The 16,580-nt window shown below is 64.6% G+C and carries 20 protein-coding genes, 1 tRNA gene and 1 pseudogene; 5 read left to right on the top strand and 17 right to left on the bottom strand.

Translation table 11 applies throughout. The annotated features are described in order from the left end of the window. Nucleotides 1-135: 135 nt before the first annotated feature. The 4 genes from BW990_RS15495 to BW990_RS15480 all read right to left on the bottom strand — a co-directional run bounded on the left by BW990_RS15495 (nucleotide 136) and on the right by BW990_RS15480 (nucleotide 4,106). Nucleotides 136-1,278, bottom strand: a complete 1,143-nt coding sequence (locus tag BW990_RS15495) for a DNA polymerase III subunit delta' (RefSeq protein WP_076449372.1) — start codon at nucleotides 1,276-1,278, stop codon at nucleotides 136-138. Next, nucleotides 1,275-1,907, bottom strand: coding sequence for a dTMP kinase (gene tmk / locus BW990_RS15490; RefSeq protein WP_076449371.1), 633 nt, complete (start codon nucleotides 1,905-1,907; stop codon nucleotides 1,275-1,277). Before tmk ends, BW990_RS15495 begins: the two co-directional genes overlap by 4 nt. Next, entirely contained in the window at nucleotides 1,904-3,103 is a 1,200-nt protein-coding gene (locus BW990_RS15485; protein WP_076449370.1) for a D-alanyl-D-alanine carboxypeptidase family protein, read from the bottom strand. Before BW990_RS15485 ends, tmk begins: the two co-directional genes overlap by 4 nt. Before the next feature lie 70 nt (nucleotides 3,104-3,173). Continuing rightward, complete coding sequence (locus BW990_RS15480; protein WP_076449369.1) at nucleotides 3,174-4,106, bottom strand: SPOR domain-containing protein; 933 nt, start codon at nucleotides 4,104-4,106, stop codon at nucleotides 3,174-3,176. A gap of 217 nt (nucleotides 4,107-4,323) precedes the next feature. On the opposite strand from BW990_RS15480, the gene BW990_RS15475 reads away from it, so the two are divergent. Next, nucleotides 4,324-4,413, top strand: a tRNA-Ser gene (locus BW990_RS15475). 349 nt (nucleotides 4,414-4,762) lie between these two features. Here the strand turns inward: BW990_RS15475 and BW990_RS15470 are convergent. The 13 genes and pseudogenes from BW990_RS15470 to BW990_RS15420 form a co-directional block, all read right to left on the bottom strand. After that, on the bottom strand, nucleotides 4,763-5,062 hold the full coding sequence (locus BW990_RS15470; protein WP_200798060.1) for a recombinase family protein: 300 nt from the start codon (nucleotides 5,060-5,062) through the stop codon (nucleotides 4,763-4,765). A 160-nt stretch (nucleotides 5,063-5,222) separates the two neighbouring features. Further along, on the bottom strand, nucleotides 5,223-5,429 hold the full coding sequence (locus tag BW990_RS15465; RefSeq protein ID WP_076449368.1) for a YdeI/OmpD-associated family protein: 207 nt from the start codon (nucleotides 5,427-5,429) through the stop codon (nucleotides 5,223-5,225). A 116-nt stretch (nucleotides 5,430-5,545) separates the two neighbouring features. Beyond that, nucleotides 5,546-5,902 (bottom strand): phasin family protein, encoded by a 357-nt coding sequence (locus BW990_RS15460; RefSeq protein WP_076449367.1) that lies wholly within the window; start codon nucleotides 5,900-5,902, stop codon nucleotides 5,546-5,548. Nucleotides 5,903-6,123: 221 nt separating this feature from the next. Then, entirely contained in the window at nucleotides 6,124-7,659 is a 1,536-nt protein-coding gene (locus tag BW990_RS15455) for a peptide ligase PGM1-related protein (protein WP_076449463.1), read from the bottom strand. 364 nt (nucleotides 7,660-8,023) lie between these two features. Next, nucleotides 8,024-8,300 (bottom strand): annotated as a pseudogene (locus tag BW990_RS22320) (transposase); the annotation flags it as partial. A 128-nt stretch (nucleotides 8,301-8,428) separates the two neighbouring features. After that, a complete protein-coding gene (locus BW990_RS15445; protein WP_076449366.1) occupies nucleotides 8,429-9,040 on the bottom strand; it encodes a CPBP family glutamic-type intramembrane protease in 612 nt (203 codons plus the stop codon). A gap of 29 nt (nucleotides 9,041-9,069) precedes the next feature. Then, nucleotides 9,070-9,936, bottom strand: a complete 867-nt coding sequence (locus BW990_RS15440; RefSeq protein ID WP_076449365.1) for a tetratricopeptide repeat protein — start codon at nucleotides 9,934-9,936, stop codon at nucleotides 9,070-9,072. 37 nt (nucleotides 9,937-9,973) lie between these two features. Then, a complete protein-coding gene (locus BW990_RS21930) occupies nucleotides 9,974-10,144 on the bottom strand; it encodes a hypothetical protein (protein WP_159441674.1) in 171 nt (56 codons plus the stop codon). Between the two features lie 48 nt (nucleotides 10,145-10,192). After that, nucleotides 10,193-10,366, bottom strand: a complete 174-nt coding sequence (locus BW990_RS21925; RefSeq protein ID WP_159441673.1) for a hypothetical protein — start codon at nucleotides 10,364-10,366, stop codon at nucleotides 10,193-10,195. A 31-nt stretch (nucleotides 10,367-10,397) separates the two neighbouring features. Continuing rightward, nucleotides 10,398-10,592 (bottom strand): hypothetical protein, encoded by a 195-nt coding sequence (locus BW990_RS15435; RefSeq protein WP_076449364.1) that lies wholly within the window; start codon nucleotides 10,590-10,592, stop codon nucleotides 10,398-10,400. 14 nt (nucleotides 10,593-10,606) lie between these two features. Next, nucleotides 10,607-11,332, bottom strand: a complete 726-nt coding sequence (locus BW990_RS15430) for a hypothetical protein (protein ID WP_143526232.1) — start codon at nucleotides 11,330-11,332, stop codon at nucleotides 10,607-10,609. Continuing rightward, nucleotides 11,329-12,306, bottom strand: coding sequence for a prenyltransferase/squalene oxidase repeat-containing protein (locus BW990_RS15425; protein ID WP_076449351.1), 978 nt, complete (start codon nucleotides 12,304-12,306; stop codon nucleotides 11,329-11,331). The genes BW990_RS15430 and BW990_RS15425 overlap by 4 nt, the downstream gene beginning before the upstream one ends. After that, on the bottom strand, nucleotides 12,303-13,799 hold the full coding sequence (locus BW990_RS15420) for a radical SAM/SPASM domain-containing protein (protein ID WP_083950644.1): 1,497 nt from the start codon (nucleotides 13,797-13,799) through the stop codon (nucleotides 12,303-12,305). The genes BW990_RS15425 and BW990_RS15420 overlap by 4 nt, the downstream gene beginning before the upstream one ends. Nucleotides 13,800-13,944: 145 nt before the next feature. Here BW990_RS15420 and BW990_RS15415 point away from each other — a divergent pair, with 145 nt between their 5' ends. From BW990_RS15415 to BW990_RS15400, 4 genes are all read left to right on the top strand, one after another. After that, nucleotides 13,945-14,223, top strand: a complete 279-nt coding sequence (locus BW990_RS15415; protein ID WP_159441672.1) for an acyl carrier protein — start codon at nucleotides 13,945-13,947, stop codon at nucleotides 14,221-14,223. Next, complete coding sequence (locus BW990_RS15410) at nucleotides 14,207-14,650, top strand: 3-hydroxyacyl-ACP dehydratase FabZ family protein (RefSeq protein WP_159441671.1); 444 nt, start codon at nucleotides 14,207-14,209, stop codon at nucleotides 14,648-14,650. Before BW990_RS15415 ends, BW990_RS15410 begins: the two co-directional genes overlap by 17 nt. A 143-nt stretch (nucleotides 14,651-14,793) precedes the next feature. Then, nucleotides 14,794-15,804, top strand: coding sequence for a beta-ketoacyl synthase N-terminal-like domain-containing protein (locus BW990_RS15405; RefSeq protein WP_159441670.1), 1,011 nt, complete (start codon nucleotides 14,794-14,796; stop codon nucleotides 15,802-15,804). Next, nucleotides 15,801-16,571 carry a hypothetical protein gene (locus BW990_RS15400; protein ID WP_076449340.1) on the top strand — a complete coding sequence of 257 codons (771 nt, stop codon included), beginning with the start codon at nucleotides 15,801-15,803 and terminating at the stop codon, nucleotides 16,569-16,571. The genes BW990_RS15405 and BW990_RS15400 overlap by 4 nt, the downstream gene beginning before the upstream one ends. Nucleotides 16,572-16,580: the final 9 nt, after the last annotated feature.

The raw sequence follows: 16,580 nt of genomic DNA, 5'->3' as shown, positions 1-16,580 counted from the left end.
CGGTATCTAGGATGGGGCCAGAGGGGTCAAGGTGGCCCGGGGACCTGCGCCGGATCCTCGGGCGGGCTTGCGTATTTGCAAAGAGGCAAACCAGCAGGGGCCCGCGCCGAGACGGGTGGGCGGGCGCGCGCCGTCTCAGCGGCGCAGGGCCGAGGCCGTCTCGCGCATCTTCATCACCGTGTCGAGCACCAGCGAGGCGGGATCGACATTGACCGCCCGGCCGTGCCGCGCCCGGTCGCTCGTCACCTGCGCGATGTCCGCCCAGGCGCGCCCCGCCGCAGGGCCCGGCGCGAGGCGGGCAAAGAGCGCGGCTTCCTCGGGGGCGGCGGGCCGGGCCGGGGCCGCGCCGGTCACGCCCGTGCGCGCAAGCCGCGCGAAGGCCAGATCGGCCAGCGTGAAGAACAAATCGCGCCGCTCTTCCTGGCCGCGCTGGGCGAGGCTGTCGGCCAGCTTCAGCGTGCGCGGCATGTCGAGATCGGGCATCGTGCCCATCACCTCGAGAAGCGCCCGGTAGAGCGCCAGCCCGTCCAGCCCGACGATCCGCATCGCCGCGCCGACCGAGCCCGAGGATAGTTCCGACAGGGCGGCGGCTTCCTGCGGCGAGAGCGCCGCGCCCGCCTGATCGAGCGCCTGGGCCATGTCCTCGGGTCCAAGCGGGGTCAGGCGCAATTCGCGGCAGCGCGACCGGATCGTCGGCAGAAGCCGGGCGGGCTGGTGCACGACCAGAAGAAGGACGGTGCGGGCGGGCGGCTCCTCGAGGAGTTTCAGAAGCGCGTTGGCGGCGTTCACGTTCATCTCGTCGGCGGCATCGACGATCACCACGCGCCGCCCGCCATCGGTGGCCGAAAGGGCGAAGAAGCTCTTGAGCTTGCGCACCTGGTCCACCCGGATCTCGGCCGCGAGCCGGTCGCCCTTGTCGTTGGGCCCGCGGGTCAGCGCGAAGAGGCCGGGTTCGGACCCCGCGCGGCTGCGGCGCATAACCGGGTGATCGGAGCCGATATCGAGCGTTTCGGGCAGCGGCGCGGGGCCGAAAAGCCCCGCATCGCCCGCGGGGTCGGGATCAGGCGTGGCCAGCAGAAAGCGCGCGATGCGCCAGGCCAGCGTCGCCTTGCCCACGCCCTTCGGCCCGACCAGCATCCAGGCATGGTGCAGCCGCCCGGTATTGAAGGCGTCGAGAAAGGCGGCCTCGGCGGGGGCCTGGCCGATCAGCCGCGGGGTTTCGCGCGGATGCGGCGCGCCTTCGACCTGGGTCGGATCGGGAAGCGTCTGGTCCTTCATGGCCGCCGCTCCAGGTGGTCCGACACGATGCGGGCGATATCGGCCTCGACGGCCTCGGGCGGGCGGTCGCCGTCGACGACCCGGATGCGCGCGGGATGGGATTTCGCGAGGTCGAGGAAGAAGCCGCGCACCTCCTGCTGCAGGGTGAGGCCGAATTCCTCGAAGCGCAGTTCCGCGCCGCCGCGTTCCTCCGCCCGGGCGAGGGCGGCGGCGGGGTCCATGTCGACGAGGATGGTCAGGTCGGGCTCCACCCCGATCATCAGCGCGTGCAGGTCGTCGACCATCCCGCCGAGCCCGCCGCGGGTGCGGCCCTGATAGGCGCGGGTGCTGTCGGCGAAGCGGTCGCAGATCACGATGGCGCCGCGTTCGAGGGCCGGGCGGATCGTGCGTTCGAGGTGGTCGCGGCGCGCGGCGGTAAAGAGCAAGAGCTCGGTCTCGGCGGACCAGCGGTCGGGATCGCCCTCGAGCACGAGCTTGCGGATGTCCTCGGCCCCGGGGGAGCCCCCGGGCTCGCGGGTCAGCACGACATCGCGGCCCTCGGCCTCGAGGCGCCGGGCGAGGCGGCGCGCCTGGGTCGACTTGCCCGAGCCGTCGATGCCCTCGAAACTGACGAAGGTGCTCCGGCTCACGAAGCCTCGGCGGCCTCTGGCGCGCCGTCATCGGCGCCGCCGCCGCTGGCCAGCGCCCGGCCCAGCAGGACCTGCGCGACGGTCATCACCCGATCGACGAAGCCCGCGCCGGGCACGTCGGACGCGGCGACCAGCGGCACGCGGTGATCGGGCAGGCCTTCGGGACGGATGATGAGCTCGGCCAGTTTCTGGCCCGCCTTGACCGGTGCCTGCAGCGGGCCGGTATAGACCACCTCAGCCGCGAGGGGCGCGCCGGTGAGCGTCGGGATCAGCAGCGTCACGTCCTCTTCGGCGACGAGGCCCACGCTGTCGGCGGCGCCCATCCAGATATCGGCGGAGGCCACGACGCGGCCGCCGGTGACGACTTCCTTCTCCGCGAACTGGCGGAAGGCCCAGTTGACGATGGCCTCGCTTTCCTCGGCCCGGGCGCGCTGGCTGTCGAGGCCGGTGATCGCGAAGATCACCCGGCGGTCGCCCTGCTTGGCCGAGCCGACGAGGCCGTAGCCCGCTTCCTGCGTATGGCCGGTCTTGAGCCCGTCGGCGCCGATGCCGAGGCCCAGAAGCGGGTTGCGGTTCGAGACGTTCTGCGGCGCGCGCCCGTCGAACTCGAAAGTCTGTTCGTCGAACATATCGTAGAAGTCGGGGAAATCGGTGATGATGCGGTTGGCGAGCAGCGTGAGGTCGCGCATCGACATCAGGTGCCCGTCCGCAGGCCAGCCGGAGGCGTTCTTGAACACCGAATTGGTCATGCCCATCTGCTGCGCGCGCCGGGTCATCAGGTCGGCAAAGCCGCGCTCGGTCCCGTTGGGCGACAGCGCCTCGGCGATCACCGCGCAGGCGTCGTTGCCCGACAGCACGATGATGCCGCGCAGAAGGTCCTCCACGGTCACGCGGTCGGTGGTGTCGAGAAACATCGTCGAGCCGCCATAGGACATCGCGTGGCTCGACACCGGCAGACGCTCGTCGAGCGCGAGGCGCCCGTCGCGGACCGCCTCGAAGGCCATGTAGAGCGTCATCAGCTTCGACATGGAGGCGGGCGGCAGGGCCTCGTCGGCGTTCTTGGCCAGAAGCACCGTGCCGGTCTTCTGGTCGAGCACGAAGGCGGCGCGCGCGGAGGTGTCGAAGGCCGCCGCGGCGCTGGCGGTGAGAAGCGCCGCGCAAACCGCAGCGGCGAGGGACTTGAAGAGGGCGGTCATGGGGCAGCTCCAGAACCTGTGTCGATGAAGAGGGTTCCGGACACGCGCGGTGCCCGGAACGAAGACGGGATCAGTTTGACACCGCGTAGGCGTCGGTAAAGCCCTCGGCGCGGATCTTTTCGAGCAGCGCGTCGATCTCGGACTTGGATTGCGCGGGGCCGACGACGACGCGCCAGAAGGTCTTGCCCGAGGCGCTTTGTTTCTTGACCGTGGGCACCATGCCCGCCTGGCGCATCGCGGTCGCGGTGTTCTCGGCGTTCTGTTCGACCGAGAAGATGCCGATCTGCACGAAGGGCCGCGCGAGCGATCCGCTGCTGGGCGCGGGGGCGGGGGTCGGCCGTGGAGCAGGGGCGGGGGCCGCCGCGGTCTCGACCGGGACGGGTGCCGGCGCGGCACCGGTCGGGGCGCCGGGCGCCGCATCGAGCACGGCCGCGGCGCTGGCGGCGACCGGGTCCAGCGTGCTGGCCTCAATCTCGCCCGCAGCGCTCATGGCCTCGCCGCCCGTAACGGCGGAACCGTCGCTTGCGACGGCGGTCTCGGGCGCGGGGGCCGCGACCTCCTCGCGGCGCAGGGCCACCACATGCAGGTTGGTGGGCGCGCCCGCCAGCATGCCGATGGCCGCGGCCGCATCAGAGGAGACCTGCAGGCGCGGGCCCGGTGTCTCGCGTTCGCGCTTGAAAAGCGCGCCGATGACGAATTGGCCGTTGGAGAGGTTGCGGATGATGACGCGTTCGGGCTCGGTCACATCCGGATGGGCGACCCAGACGCCGCCCAGCGACGGGCGTCCGTCCCAGAGCCCGGCCTCGCGGACCTCGAAGACCTCGGGTGCCTCGACGTCGCGTTCCGTCGTGGCGCCGCGCGTGACGCTTTGCTCCGCCCCGTCCCCGCCCGAGGGCTGGGCCTGCAGAAATCCCGGCATGTTCACGCTGTCGCAGGCGCCGAGCGCCAGAAGCGCCGCGCCGAGCACCGCCGCCCTGCCGTTCAGCCTGGTGTGATATCGCATTGTCCCGCTCCGCCTTGCCTGTCCACCCGTCCCGGTGACGTCTCGGGATCTTCCGTCCCGCGCGCATGACCGGACCGCGCACTGCCTCAAACGCACGCGGCTGGCGCGACGATACAGAGCCCGCAGGCACATGAAAAGCCCGGGCGGACAGATCGGCGATTTTCCACGCGGCTGCGGCTTTCAGAATCGCGTGAACGCGGCTAAGCCTCGCGCCGCCGGAGGAGTGGCAGAGTGGTCGATTGCACCGGTCTTGAAAACCGGCGTGCGTGAGAGCGCACCGTGGGTTCGAATCCCACCTCCTCCGCCATCGAGCCCGATCTCATTTCAAAATGCCGAAATCAGGGAAGATCCCGCAGTCATTCCGGGCGCTTTCTTCCGTGCGGCTTTGACTAAGACGCACCGAATGCTGCGCGCGGGCGCGGATTCCAGGCTCGATCTCTGTCCGCTGATTTGGCGGGTGAGGTTTTTGGACCTTTTCCCTGATAACCCGAATTTTGCAATATTGGGGCTCTTGGCGTCCAAAAATGCGTAAGTCGCATGGGATCTTTCAAGTGTTTTTGGAGAAATTCCCTGGTCAGCCGAACAGGGAGTTTTGAGCATCGAACTGGAAAATTCGCACCTGAATCAGGGTGAAAGGTGGGCGAACAGGGGAGCGCTCATCCACCTTCGAAATAGAAATTGAACAATCGCCTCACAATTTCGGCTTCCGCAGCATTGACGACGAGTTCTCGTCGGGTGAGATCGGGATGCGGGTCGTAACCGGGTGGCGCAAGCCCGCCCATCCAGACCCCTTTTTTCCTCGATGCGACGATCTTGTCCCGGATCCTACCGGCGGTGACCTCACGTTCGAGCTGCGCGAACGATAGAAGCATATGAGAGACTTCCTGATGCGCATTCATGATGGGCCGCAAAAGGTGCATCAGGTTATTCGCGAAGACATTCGATCCGCGTTGCATAAAGTCGATCTATCTCATGCCCGCGACTTGTTCGCTGTCCTGCGTGGATTTCTTGCGCACCATCCCGAAGCCGCGTGCAAAACCGGATCATAGGGACCGCAACAGGCACGTCTTGAACGGCATCTGGACAGGCCGTGTTCCGGCACGGATCAGGCTTGTTTTACCGGCGCGCGTGCCAAGGCATCTTCATGTAGGCGTCGCCCGAACGCAGCTCGTCCAGCATCTGGTTGAGGCGTTTCATTTTGGTCTCTTCCCGCTTGGCGCGAGAAATCCAGCCGAGATAATCATTGCGCTGATACCAGGGCCTCTGGTCATACCGCGTTTTCAGATCATGATCTTCCAGCGCCTGCAATACGAAGTCGGGCATCGGATTTGGCGGTCTTGCCAAAGCTGCTTCCCTTCTGGATCGATCTCGTATTTCAGATCCGATCAGCCCAATCGCGTTGGAGCGACTGACTTCACCAATTGATACGTCGAATCCTGCTATAGCGGGATATCGTCATAGCGACGCGCATGGCCGGTCTTCATTTCCGTGGCGATATCCTCCGTGGCTTTGCTCATCCGTTTCGAAAGACGTTGAGCTTCCTGCGTATATTGCTGAATGGCCTTCTGGATATAGTCCGATTGGAGACGCAGCAGATCCGCGGGCGTCCGGCATGCCAGCAAGGCTTTCTGCGTCTCGATATCTTCATGCAGCCGGGTCGTTACGAATTGCGCACTTTCGGACATGAGGTCCATCCAGGCCTTTGTCGCTGCAGGGTTTACCGCCATGATAGCCGCCGAAAGAGTCGGCATACCTGCACCAAGGGCGAGGTCAGGGGTCTCATTTTTCGGGGGCATTTTCATACTCCTTTTATCCGCACCACTTCAGTCAAGCACGATACGGCAGGACTGCACAGTCACTTTTCCCGGGGGGCCATGTCGGGTCCGATGCGCGCCTTTCACAAGCGAAAATCCGCTGCTGCCTCCGGGTTGAAAAGGGGCAAAAAATCCGCTCTCGACGCGGATGCCGGTGATGCTCCGTCCAGCCTGGCCCTAAAGGTCCTGCCAACAGTGCAGGGTCAGTCCCGCAGCGCTTCGCGATCCAGAACGGCCAAGGTCTCTTGATAAAGCTGTGCGGCCTCTTCGCGGGACCCCGAGACGCAGATTACCCCAAGCTTTCCGAATTCCGACAACGACCCGATCAAATGGAACACCACGCCTGTCTGTTTGGCGCCGTGGAAATGGAGCCCGTTTTCGACCGCGATATCAATGAGGTCTTCGGGCAGAAGACCGCGGTAGCTCGGCGAAACAAGGTTGTCCGAAGCGTAATAGTGACAGGGTTGTCCGCCATGCGTGGTGAAGGATCCGGTTTGCGGATCGTATGTGCCATCGGTCAGAAATTCCAACATCAGAAAGGGATGAGTCGTCCCACCCTTCCGCAGGTTGATCTCGACCGCGTAATGCTGCCAGCTCGCCTCCTCGCGCACCGAGATGAAGTCGATGCCGAACCGCCCCAGAACACCGCGCTGTGCAAGGATGCGCCCGGCCTTGAGCCCGGCCTCTTGAATCTCCAGTCGATAGGCCTCGTCCGCCGGAAAACGGCACCCGAGGAAGACCTGCCCTGTTTGGTCATCGATCACCTGATCATGCGTTGAAATCACGCAAAGGCGGCCAAGGGGATCGATCCTGTATTGCGCGGAGGGAGAGCTTTTGACGGCGCCTTCGATGAACTCCTCCACGATCGCGCCCATCTCGCAGATCTTGGCCGAATAATCCTCCCAGGTCATCTCCGCAGCCGCAAAAGCCATCGTCGGCAGCGACACCCTGACCCAATCCGCCAGCAAGCTGCCCTTCGGGGCGTCTTCGAAGTGGACAATGGCGTTGCCTTCCCCGGAAAACCCTTCGTTCAGTTTCACCACGGCGCGCTGCATGTCGGGATTGCGGCGCTTCAATTCGGTGAGCGCCTCGGCGACCTCCGCCACGTCGGACAGGTTCTCGAACCCATCGGCCATGCGCAGCCCGGCCTCTCGAAAGACCTCTCGGGACCCGCTCTTGGAGCCGATCGGCAGCAGATCGGGATCGCACCCGTAAATCGGAATGCCGAGCCGGACCGCGAGGCTGCGCTCAAGAGCGGAGACGTTGAAACAGGTCATGTGCGCGCTTCCACCTGCGTTCAGCGTCTGCCGGATCCGGCGCAATAGGCGCGGTCGCTCAAGGATCTTTTCGGTCAGAGGGCGCGCGGACGCGTCGTGGCAGGACAGCAGGGTCAGGCGCTTCAGCGCGTGTTCGCGAGGCACGCCGGGCAGAAGCTGCAGGTAGTAGTCGATGATCGACGAAGGAAGCGGCTGGCTGGTGACGAAAACGATTCGCGTATGGGGCATGCGCAAGAGCAGGAGGAGGCACAGCATACGTTCTTCGTAATGCGTCGCCCCGGTTATGCGCGCCATGACATCCTGATCGAGCGTGAGGCTGGGAATGACCAAGACGGTACGGGGGGCTGACGGGTCTGGAAATATCCTTTGGAACTGCTTCGGCAGCGTCTTCTGCAGGCGCTTGAATTCCTCGAGAGCGGCCTGGGCCGAAACGCTTTGTGCTGATTGCCGGGCCGACGTCATGATCTGCAACCTTCGAAGGTCGCTCCGGAATGAAGCACCACCACCCATGGAGCATGCCGCATTCTAAGCGGCGTTTCGTTCGCGCGGCAAGCTGCAGCGTCCGCCAGACCGCGCATCCGGAATTCCACCCTTGTCGCGGTTGGCGCCTCTGCGCGTTGGAGCCGAGACGGTCCTTCGGCTTGCCCTTTGTCCGGCAGGCGATTTGCAGCCCGCATCGAGTAGACAGGGGCTCCGCTCCTCCGCTCAAGCAGAATGTGCGGATGCCGCTTGCGGACCCGATGCGGGGACTGAACACCGGGGCATATGCGCGAGCACGTGTTTACGTCTGAGACGGGAAACATCACCGATGGCGCACCTGACGTGCTTCGCGCGGATGCGCCATGGCATCGCGGCGGGCCGCGGGTGTCGCCATTTCTTCGATGCAACGCCTCGCGGCACGGTATTCTCCGGCATCTGTTCGGCCAACGGCATCTTCAGCTTCGCGGTCTCGTCTTCGAGCGCCGTGAGCCGTTGGACGTCCGGTACCTCGGCCCCCCGGACTTGGCCTTCCACTTTTGGAAAGACACCGAACTGATCCCGCGTTGCCGGCACATATCTGCCGTCTCCACGCCGCTCTCCTGCTGCTTCAGGATCGCGAAGATCTGCTCATCGCTGAGCCGTGATCTCTTTGCACCGTCCGTCTCCTTCGTTGAGGCGGACTCTACCTCAAGATGTAAGAGGAAACGGGGCTCAGGTCAGGTCGCCCGCACCGAGGGCCGGCTTGGACGGGCTACACTTGGTCGCCGTGTTCCCTTTCTCCACCTTCCCGGGCTGCGAAGATGGCGACGTTTCGCATCGCATGCGCCAGTGCTGCGGGCAGCAGGGCGTCCGTCGCAGCAACAAGCGCGCCCAGGGTGAAGGCGAACAAGGCAAACTCCGCAATTTGCGCCGTTGCGACGCGATGTTGGTAAATTTGGGCATGACGCGCGGTGAAAAGGCCCGCTGTGGCCAGTAGGGCCAGAGGACCTCCGCCCAATATCGCCGTCTGCAACGCTCCGCGCCACGCGGTTTCCTCGAATGCGGCCCGAAGGACCTGACCCGCACATCGGCGTCTTGGAAGACGGCACAGGCCCCGACGCAGATTTTTGAATTCCACGACCAGAGCACTGGTATTGCAGCGGGATAAGACCCAGACGGCAAAAGCGAAACTGCACAATCCAATTGCGCAGCCGCCGACGACTTCCAGAACACTGACCGGCATCAGCCACATCTTCCAGGCGCCCGAGACGACGATCGCGGCTGCCAGAACCGCGTTGCGCAGATAGGGGTTGTCGACGGCGCGGCGTAGTGGTGAGCGCCGCCGGACCCGGCGCCCGTGCCGGGCGTCTGCGTCGATGTTCACAGGACCCGATCCCGCCCGCGATCTGGCGCTTATTGCCGTGCCGTACTCTGCAATAGCGCGTTCGACGTGTAGGGATGGTATCGACCCGTCTTGTCGAGCGCGATGGCTTTTTCGGCGCTTTCACGGCCCGCATCGTTGTCGCCTGCCCGCGAGAGGGCAAAGGACAGCCCGATCAGCGCGCCGATGGAGTTGGGCGCAGCTTCGACCGCGTTGCGATAGTGTTCGACGGCCGCATCCCGATCGCCACGTTGTGCGGCGATCGACCCCAGGAGTTCGTGCACGACGACGCTGCGGGGATGTTTGCGCGACAACCTTTCGGCAACCTCCTGGGCGCGGTCGGGTTCTCCGTCCTGTCGATAGGCATATGTCAGCGCGAAGGAGGCGAAATCGCCGATCGCGTCGCTGTCGATCAGCTTTTCGAGCTCTGTGCGGCCGCGTTTGCTCGTTGTGGTGAGGCCCATCATGTTCAGCGCCTCGAGCATCGCCAACAGGGTCGCGAAGAACTCCTTTTCCTCACGGATGGCCTGGCTAGATCGGCGCATCTCGCGCAAGGCCAGGGCCGCCTTGTCGCGCATCGCGATCATCTGGCTTTGAATCCGCAAGACCGTCAGCATCGCATCGGCGAAGCGAAGATGCGGATCGTTCATTTCCGTCATCTCGACACGCTTTTCCGAAAGATCGGCTTCAGCCGCATCGAGGTGCCGGGCCACGTCTCCCTGCGCGGCGTAGAAGTCGTTCGAAAATCCGGCCAACATCGCCAATGCCAGCTGAAATGCGGGCTCACCGGGATCCTTCTTGGCAAGTTCGGAAATGCGGACCGATGCACGTTCCTTGCCGGAACCGACAACACCGTTTACCGCCTCGACAAAACCATCAAGCAGATCAGTATCAATCATTGGTCTATTCCTCTTTCTCAATGTGTCGCGAAAATGCTCAGCCGCCGTAAACACCGCAGGCTTCGATATCCACATCGTCGACGACACAGATTTCAACTTCGCAGTGATCGTCGCAATCACAGGCGGCGAGCGGCCCTTTGACCGGAGCCGGATGAGACTCGGGTTGGATGCGTTTGATTTCGAAAATCTCTTTCTCCGGGATATCCATCAGCAATTCCCTTTCAAATATCTCCATTATTCGAATTATCGGCAAAGATTAGCCGCCATATACGCCGCAAACATCGACATCCACGTCATCGCCAACGACGCAGACTTCGACTTCGCAATGATCATCGCAATCACAGGCTGCGAGCGGTCCCTTGACCGGCTCTGCCTTGGCCTCGGGCTGGATGCGTTTTATTTCGAATATCTGATCGGTTTGATTGTTCATCCTATTCTCCATCGCAATATGCATGCCTTGGTTATCCGCCATAGACGCCGCAGGCCTCTGCCTCGACGTCGTCAATTCCGCAGATGTCGATGTTGCAATACTCGTCGCAATCGCAGGCCGGCAGGGGACCTTCGGTCGGACGTGCCGGCACCGGTTGCAAGCGCTTGACCGCGATCACCGAATGAGCGGTATCCGCGTGTCCTTCAGTCATCTTGTCTTCTGGCATGCGGTTTTCCTTTCTCAGGGCACTGGTTCGGCACTCAGCGTTACGATGGCTTGCGCGATGGCACGCGCCGCGGCGGCCATCTTTTCCAAGCCCGCCACGCGGGCGGCCTCTTCCACCTGGTGGGCCGTGCGCGTGCCGTGTTCCAGGCGTGCCGGGGAAACGGTTCTGCGCTCTTCCAGATCGTCGAGCAACTGAACAACGACGTGGAAGTTTTCGATGATGTCTTCGAGTGTCGGAAGCTGGTGCATCGCGTCCCAGCGCAGGCAGAGAGCCGCGGCGCTTATCTTGAGCGGAGACAGCTTCTGCCCGATGATTTCGTTGCTCCGCTCGCCGGCGGCTTCGGCGGCCAAAGCTGCATAATATTCCGTCCAGTACCGGTGAAAGAGCGGCCAGAAGGCGGGAGTGTCCGTCATCAGCCCGCGGTAGGTCTCGGTGCATCGCAGCATGTAGATGGAGGCAAGCGCGTCCAGCATGGGCGTCACCGCATCGCCGTCGATGACGTCGTCCTGCATCAGGCAGGCATATGATCCGAAGAGATTGCCCAGCGTCACGAGACGGATCCCGTCGACATCGTCTTGTCGGCCTTGCGCATCCGCCAGCCACCCGGGAAACTCCGTAACCACCGATCTGTGGCGTTCGCGACGCCGGTGCAAACGGTGGAGTGCCGCCAGATGCGCTGGCAAGCCTGCGCGTGCCACTTCGAATTCGCGGCTCGCCCATATGACGGGGTCGGGTGTCATGACATGTCTTGCACCCCCATCAATGCGGCGGCTGTCGCGAAGACACCTGTCTGCCCGGATGCCAAAGGGGGATGTGCCGCCGCCGCCTTGGCAGACAGCGCCGGGACGCGCATGACGGCCTCGTTCGGCCAAATCCCGTTCTCGCCCTGAAAAGACACGAGGGCGGCAAGCCTGGCCGCGTTGTCGAGCCCTGCCGCCGCCAGACAGCAAAGGGCCATGGCCGTCTCGAAAGCGCTGTCGCGGCTGTTGCCGTTGGAATCCTTGATGCACCACGCGCCGTTCGGGCGTTGTTCTTCCTCTATGCGCCGCGCCGTGCGGTGGATCATCTCGCGGGCTGCGGGATTATCCGGCGCGGCCGTCGCAAGCGCTTGGACAGCGATGGCCTGCAGATAGGTATGGCCTTCCCACCAGTAACTCGACCAGCCTTCGGTGCCGCCGCCTCGGCGCAGCAGGGTGGCGACCAGCGCGCCGGTCTCCCGGCCCGCGGCGTGCAGCGCAAGCACCACGTTCGCCGTCACGCAATCGCTTGGCTTGGCATATCCCGACCCGGTCGGAATGCCGCGCGTACCGGATGGGTAGGTCGCGACACCGTCCGCCTCGATCCAGCTTTCCAACAGATCGGCGGCCTTGTCGGTGGCTACGTCCGCGGGGCCCGTGGCGAGCAGGGCGCGCAGACAGGTCGCGGTGGAATCGGCATCGGCAGGTGCCGTCGGATGGTAGCCCCAGCCTCCGTTGCCCCGCTGACTATTGTGCAGAAAAGAGCGCGCCCGGGGCAGGCCTTTCGCGTTCCATCCGGGTGCCGAATTCTGCCGCGCGAGGGAGAGCAGCACGAAACCCGTGATCCACTCGATCCCTGGAACGTTGAACACCTTGAAATCGCTCCAGTTTCCCTCGCCTCGTTGAAGGGCGCCGAGGGCGGTCGTCCCGGCGAGCACAGCCTCCCGCGGCGTGCGGAGATCCGCGAGCGTCGTCATTCGCCCGGCACCGCCGCTTCGGCAGCGGCCTGGGCGCCCCGCGAGACCCGCGGCGCGTTGTCGGGGTCGAACAGGCGCGCGACAAGGTCGGGCCCAAGCTGCGCGTAAGTGGCGACACAGATGGCCGTGAGTCCGCGCTCTATCCGGCAGCGCAAGGGATCGGGGTCGGAGATTTCACCGGTGGCCTGCAGCGCCTCGTGGGCGCATTTCCCGCCGCAGGTATACCGTGCCCAGCAGGAGGCGCAGGGTTCGCGCTGATCGACCGTGTTTCCTGCAAACCGGTCGCGAATGTCCTCGTCCACGCCCGGCGACTGGATGTTGCCCATTTTCCAGCCGTCCTCGCCGACGAACCTGTGGCAGGGCCAGACGTCTCCGGACGGGTCGACGGCCATGTAGGCCAAACCCGCCCCGCAGCCGTAACGCGTGCGCTGGCGTTTGTGGATTTTCTTGAGATACTTCAGGATGTTGCCAACGGGTGGCTTCTTGCCGCGCCGTACTCTGGCCACGAACTCATCCGCGACGCTGGACCATTGTGCGATGATCCGATCGGCCGTCTCGGTTGTCATGTGTTCGCCCGTGGGCGTGGTCAGGGCGGGCTCCATCGCGACGTCGGTGACCTCTTCATCGTCGATCAGGGACCAGACCGAGGCCTCGACCTGCGGGACGTCCGCGCTGATCGTGCCCCGGACGATTGTACCGCCCTTGCGGGCATTCAACCGCCGCAGGCCACGTTGCACCACGCTGTAGGAGCCGGCGCCGTTTTCGAAAACACGCAGCTTGTCATGCTCTTCGGGGCTGCCATCGATGGACACCTGAACGCCGACACCGTTGTCTTCCAGAAAATCGATTTCGCGCTCGCCGAGAAAGGTGCCGTTGGTGGTGACGTGGAAGCCGATCCGCTGACCGGTTTCATCCGACCGCGCATGCGCATGGGCCACCGTCGACCGCATGGTCTTCATATTCATCATCGGCTCGCCGCCGAAGAATTTGACGCGCACGCTGGGCCGCGAGCCGCTTTCCCCCATCAGCCAATCGACCGCTTTCGCCGCTGTTTCCGGCGTCATCATCTCGCGCGGGCCGCCATAATGCCCTTGTTGGGCAAAGCAGTAAGGGCAGCGCAGGTTGCAATCATGTGCCACGTGCAGGGCGACCGATCCCAGCCCGTCGCGCGGGGCCTCATCGGGTTCGGACAATGCCGCGTCAATTTCTGCTTCGAGGGTCACGAGCGCATCGCCCACCGGCCCGGCCAGCGTCAAATCGGGGGGGTGTTTTGCGCCATCCGGATGATCGGGACCCAGCGCGAAGGCGTAGACGGGTTCCGGAACCTCGAAGAGATTGAGGGTCTCGAAAGCGTATAGGTAGAAGCGATCATCGACCTGAAATGGCAGATATCTCGACTGAGCGTCGGTCGCAGTTATCCAATCACCTGAAGGCTGCATAATGACCCCTAGATTGTTTTGAAAATCTTGAAAACTGAACGGTTTACGGAACATCAATTAACTGCTAAATTGTACTAAATCAGCGGGTAAATTTCAATCCTGAACGTAAGAATCCGCCGTTGGACCGCCTTCCCTGGCATCGATTTCGGAAGGCCTGATACGCTTCGGGATCCGGTTATTTTCAATCATGGAGCTCGCCATGAAAGACGGTCCCGATTTCGAAAAATCGATTGAGAGCGACGACATCCAGACCCGCGTCATTGCGGCCATCGCGGACGCTGCCGACCTTGAGCCCGCCCGGATAGAACTGGACGATGACATCTTCGTCGATCTCGGCGTCGACTCGCTGGGCGCAGTGACCGTGTTCGTGTTGCTCGCCGACGATTTCGGCGTCCGCGAGCCAACGGACGAAGACGAAATCCGCGGCTTGAACACGGCCCGTAAACTCGCCGATTTCGTCCGTGCCGAGCTTGCTTGATCCCGAAGCCGTCGATCCTGGCGTGGTCTTGCCCTATGGCCCGGAATTCCTGTTCGTGCGTGGTGTGACCGAGGTCGAGCCCGGGGCGCGTATCGTGACCTGGATGCGCTATGCGGCGGACGATCCGCTGATCTCAGCCCATTTCCCCGGAAATCCTTTGGTGCCAGGGGCGCTGCTCATCGAACAGATGTGTCAAAGCGCGATGCTTCTCGGGTTGTTGTCGCAGGGCGGCGGCAATGGAGCGGACTGGCGCATGGCGTCTGTTGATGCGCGGTTCCACGCGCCCGGACGGCCGAACACCGATCTCATCACGGAAGTCCACTACACGTCTCACGGTCCACGCATGACGGGCTTCAAGGCCAGTGTCATGGCAGGCGACCAGAAGCTTGCGCGCATGCGTGGGGCGGCGGTCAGGCTGGATCGGTGACGCGCCAACCCGTCATAACCGCGATCGCCGTCGAGACGGCGGCGGGCACGGGCATGGATGCCTTGTGGGATGTCCTGCAAGACGATGCGCGGCCGATCACGCGGGCTGACGCGGTCGGGCTGACGCAGTCGGAGGATGTGCACGTGGCGGCGGTGCCCGGTCTGGCGAGAGACCTTTCGCTCGTGCCGAAAGACGCCGGTGTCGTGGGGCCGGCGGGTCGGTTGCTGCGACGGGTGCTGGTCTCCCTCGATGCGGCTACGCGCCACGAGATCCCTGTCCACCTCGCGACGAACCACAGCGAAACGGATGTGATCGAGGCGGTCTACCGCGCGGCCGCGGATCCCGCCCATCCCTCCATCGGCAGGGAAGCGCCCGCGTTGCTTGCGGAGCCGATCATGGATGTTGTGCAGCATCTGCCCGGGTTGTGGCCCGCGGAGACGTCCTATGCCGCTTGCGCCTCGGGCCTTTACGCGGCCTTCCTGGCCTTGCTTGAAACGGCGCCCGGGCCACGTATCGTAGCGGCTGCCGATGCGTTGGCGCAAATGGGCATTGCCGGGTTTCGCCGGGCGGGCGCCATCGGCGCCGATGGCTGCAGACCCTTTTCGGATGACCGCGACGGTCTCTTGATCGGGGAGGGTGCGGTCGCGATCCGGCTCGACACAGAAGGCGAAAACGGTCTCCCACGCATCTTGGGATTGGGCGTCGCCTGCGATGCCGGTCACCCGACCGCGCCGGATGCCGAGGGCAGGGGGCTCGAGGCGGCCATTCGCGATGCGCTCGCGCGGGCGGACGTGACCGCAGAGGATGTCGGAGGCCTTGTCTTGCACGGCACCGGGACCGTGGCGAACGACGCGACCGAAGCCAAGGTCTGCGCGCGTATCTGGCCGAAGGGCGCGCCGCCCGCGACCTCCATCAAGGGGCATGTCGGGCATTGCATGGGCGCTGCGGGGCTTTTGAACCTCGCCGTCGCGGCAGAGGCCTGGCGACGGCGATCGCTGCCGCCGACCTGGCCCGCGAATGTTCCCGGCGATGTCGCGGGCCTCGACGTCGTGCGTGGGCAAGCGCGCACCTTGCCGCGGCATCATCCGGTACTGGCGACCGCGCTCGGCTTCGGCGGTGCGAACGCCGCGGTGCTGGTCGGGGGCCGTCGATGACCGGCCATGTTGCGCGCCTGTCCGTACTGACACCGCGGCCGGATTGCGCCGAGCCGCGCGCGCAGGACATCAAGGCATCAGGTCTGCGCCATGCGTCACGACAATCCTACGCGGCTGTCCTGGGTTTGGCGGCCGCGCAAGCGGCGCTCGGCGGGCAAGTGACCGACCCTGAACGGCTGGCACTCGTGGTGGCGGTGGAACAGCCGCAATCCGGCCCGGAATGGACCTTTATCGAACGGCAAATCCAGGGTGGATGGAAAAGCCTCGACCCTTTGCGGTTTCCCGCGACGCTGCCCTCTGCCGTCTCCGCGGCCATTGCGGCAGCCGTTCAGTCCAAATCCTGCGCGTTCTCGATCGCCGCCGGGGCCGGGGCATGGATGCGAGCGATCTCGCTTGCGGTGCGGCTGATCGAAGACGACCGGGCCGATGTCGGCCTTGCGATTGCCGCGGCCGATGCACCGCCGCCCCTCGCTGCCGCACAGCGCACCATCTATCCGGGCATTTCGCCCATGGCGGGCGCTGTTGCGATATGCCTTGGCGCGGAACCGCGTCCGGACGAAGCGTTGCTCGATGTGTCGATAGCGGACGATGTGAACGGCTCGGGCGCCGTTCCCGTCGAAGCCGCGATGCCGCCGCTGACCGGATCGCTCTTGCTTGGCCAGGCCTATGCCGCAGCTGATGCGATGTCGCGCGTCAGGTCCGCGACCGTGCTCGACCCCGGCTGCCGCGGCGTGCCTTTCCTGCGCGTCGCACCACTGTCCGGCTGAGATCGGACG

The organism is Roseivivax lentus (assembly GCF_900156805.1).
GTDB lineage: Bacteria > Pseudomonadota > Alphaproteobacteria > Rhodobacterales > Rhodobacteraceae > Roseivivax > Roseivivax lentus.
This window is presented reverse-complemented; position numbering and strand designations above follow the sequence as displayed.

Bases quoted from the DNA above. Each gene is read 5' to 3' on its own strand.
- BW990_RS15495 (WP_076449372.1), bottom strand. From the start codon at position 1,278: ATGAAGGACCAGACGCTTCCCGATCCGACCCAGGTCGAAGGCGCGCCG.
- BW990_RS15480 (WP_076449369.1), bottom strand. From the start codon at position 4,106: ATGCGATATCACACCAGGCTGAACGGCAGGGCGGCGGTGCTCGGCGCG.
- BW990_RS15455 (WP_076449463.1), bottom strand. From the start codon at position 7,659: ATGACGTCGGCCCGGCAATCAGCACAAAGCGTTTCGGCCCAGGCCGCT.
- BW990_RS15485 (WP_076449370.1), bottom strand. From the start codon at position 3,103: ATGACCGCCCTCTTCAAGTCCCTCGCCGCTGCGGTTTGCGCGGCGCTT.
- BW990_RS15415 (WP_159441672.1), top strand. From the start codon at position 13,945: ATGAAAGACGGTCCCGATTTCGAAAAATCGATTGAGAGCGACGACATC.
- BW990_RS15430 (WP_143526232.1), bottom strand. From the start codon at position 11,332: ATGACACCCGACCCCGTCATATGGGCGAGCCGCGAATTCGAAGTGGCA.
- BW990_RS15460 (WP_076449367.1), bottom strand. From the start codon at position 5,902: ATGCCCCCGAAAAATGAGACCCCTGACCTCGCCCTTGGTGCAGGTATG.
- BW990_RS15440 (WP_076449365.1), bottom strand. From the start codon at position 9,936: ATGATTGATACTGATCTGCTTGATGGTTTTGTCGAGGCGGTAAACGGT.
- BW990_RS15400 (WP_076449340.1), top strand. From the start codon at position 15,801: ATGACCGGCCATGTTGCGCGCCTGTCCGTACTGACACCGCGGCCGGAT.
- BW990_RS21930 (WP_159441674.1), bottom strand. From the start codon at position 10,144: ATGGATATCCCGGAGAAAGAGATTTTCGAAATCAAACGCATCCAACCC.
- BW990_RS21925 (WP_159441673.1), bottom strand. From the start codon at position 10,366: ATGAACAATCAAACCGATCAGATATTCGAAATAAAACGCATCCAGCCC.
- BW990_RS15470 (WP_200798060.1), bottom strand. From the start codon at position 5,062: ATGCAACGCGGATCGAATGTCTTCGCGAATAACCTGATGCACCTTTTG.
- BW990_RS15425 (WP_076449351.1), bottom strand. From the start codon at position 12,306: ATGACGACGCTCGCGGATCTCCGCACGCCGCGGGAGGCTGTGCTCGCC.
- BW990_RS15465 (WP_076449368.1), bottom strand. From the start codon at position 5,429: ATGCCCGACTTCGTATTGCAGGCGCTGGAAGATCATGATCTGAAAACG.
- BW990_RS15420 (WP_083950644.1), bottom strand. From the start codon at position 13,799: ATGTTCCGTAAACCGTTCAGTTTTCAAGATTTTCAAAACAATCTAGGG.
- BW990_RS15435 (WP_076449364.1), bottom strand. From the start codon at position 10,592: ATGCCAGAAGACAAGATGACTGAAGGACACGCGGATACCGCTCATTCG.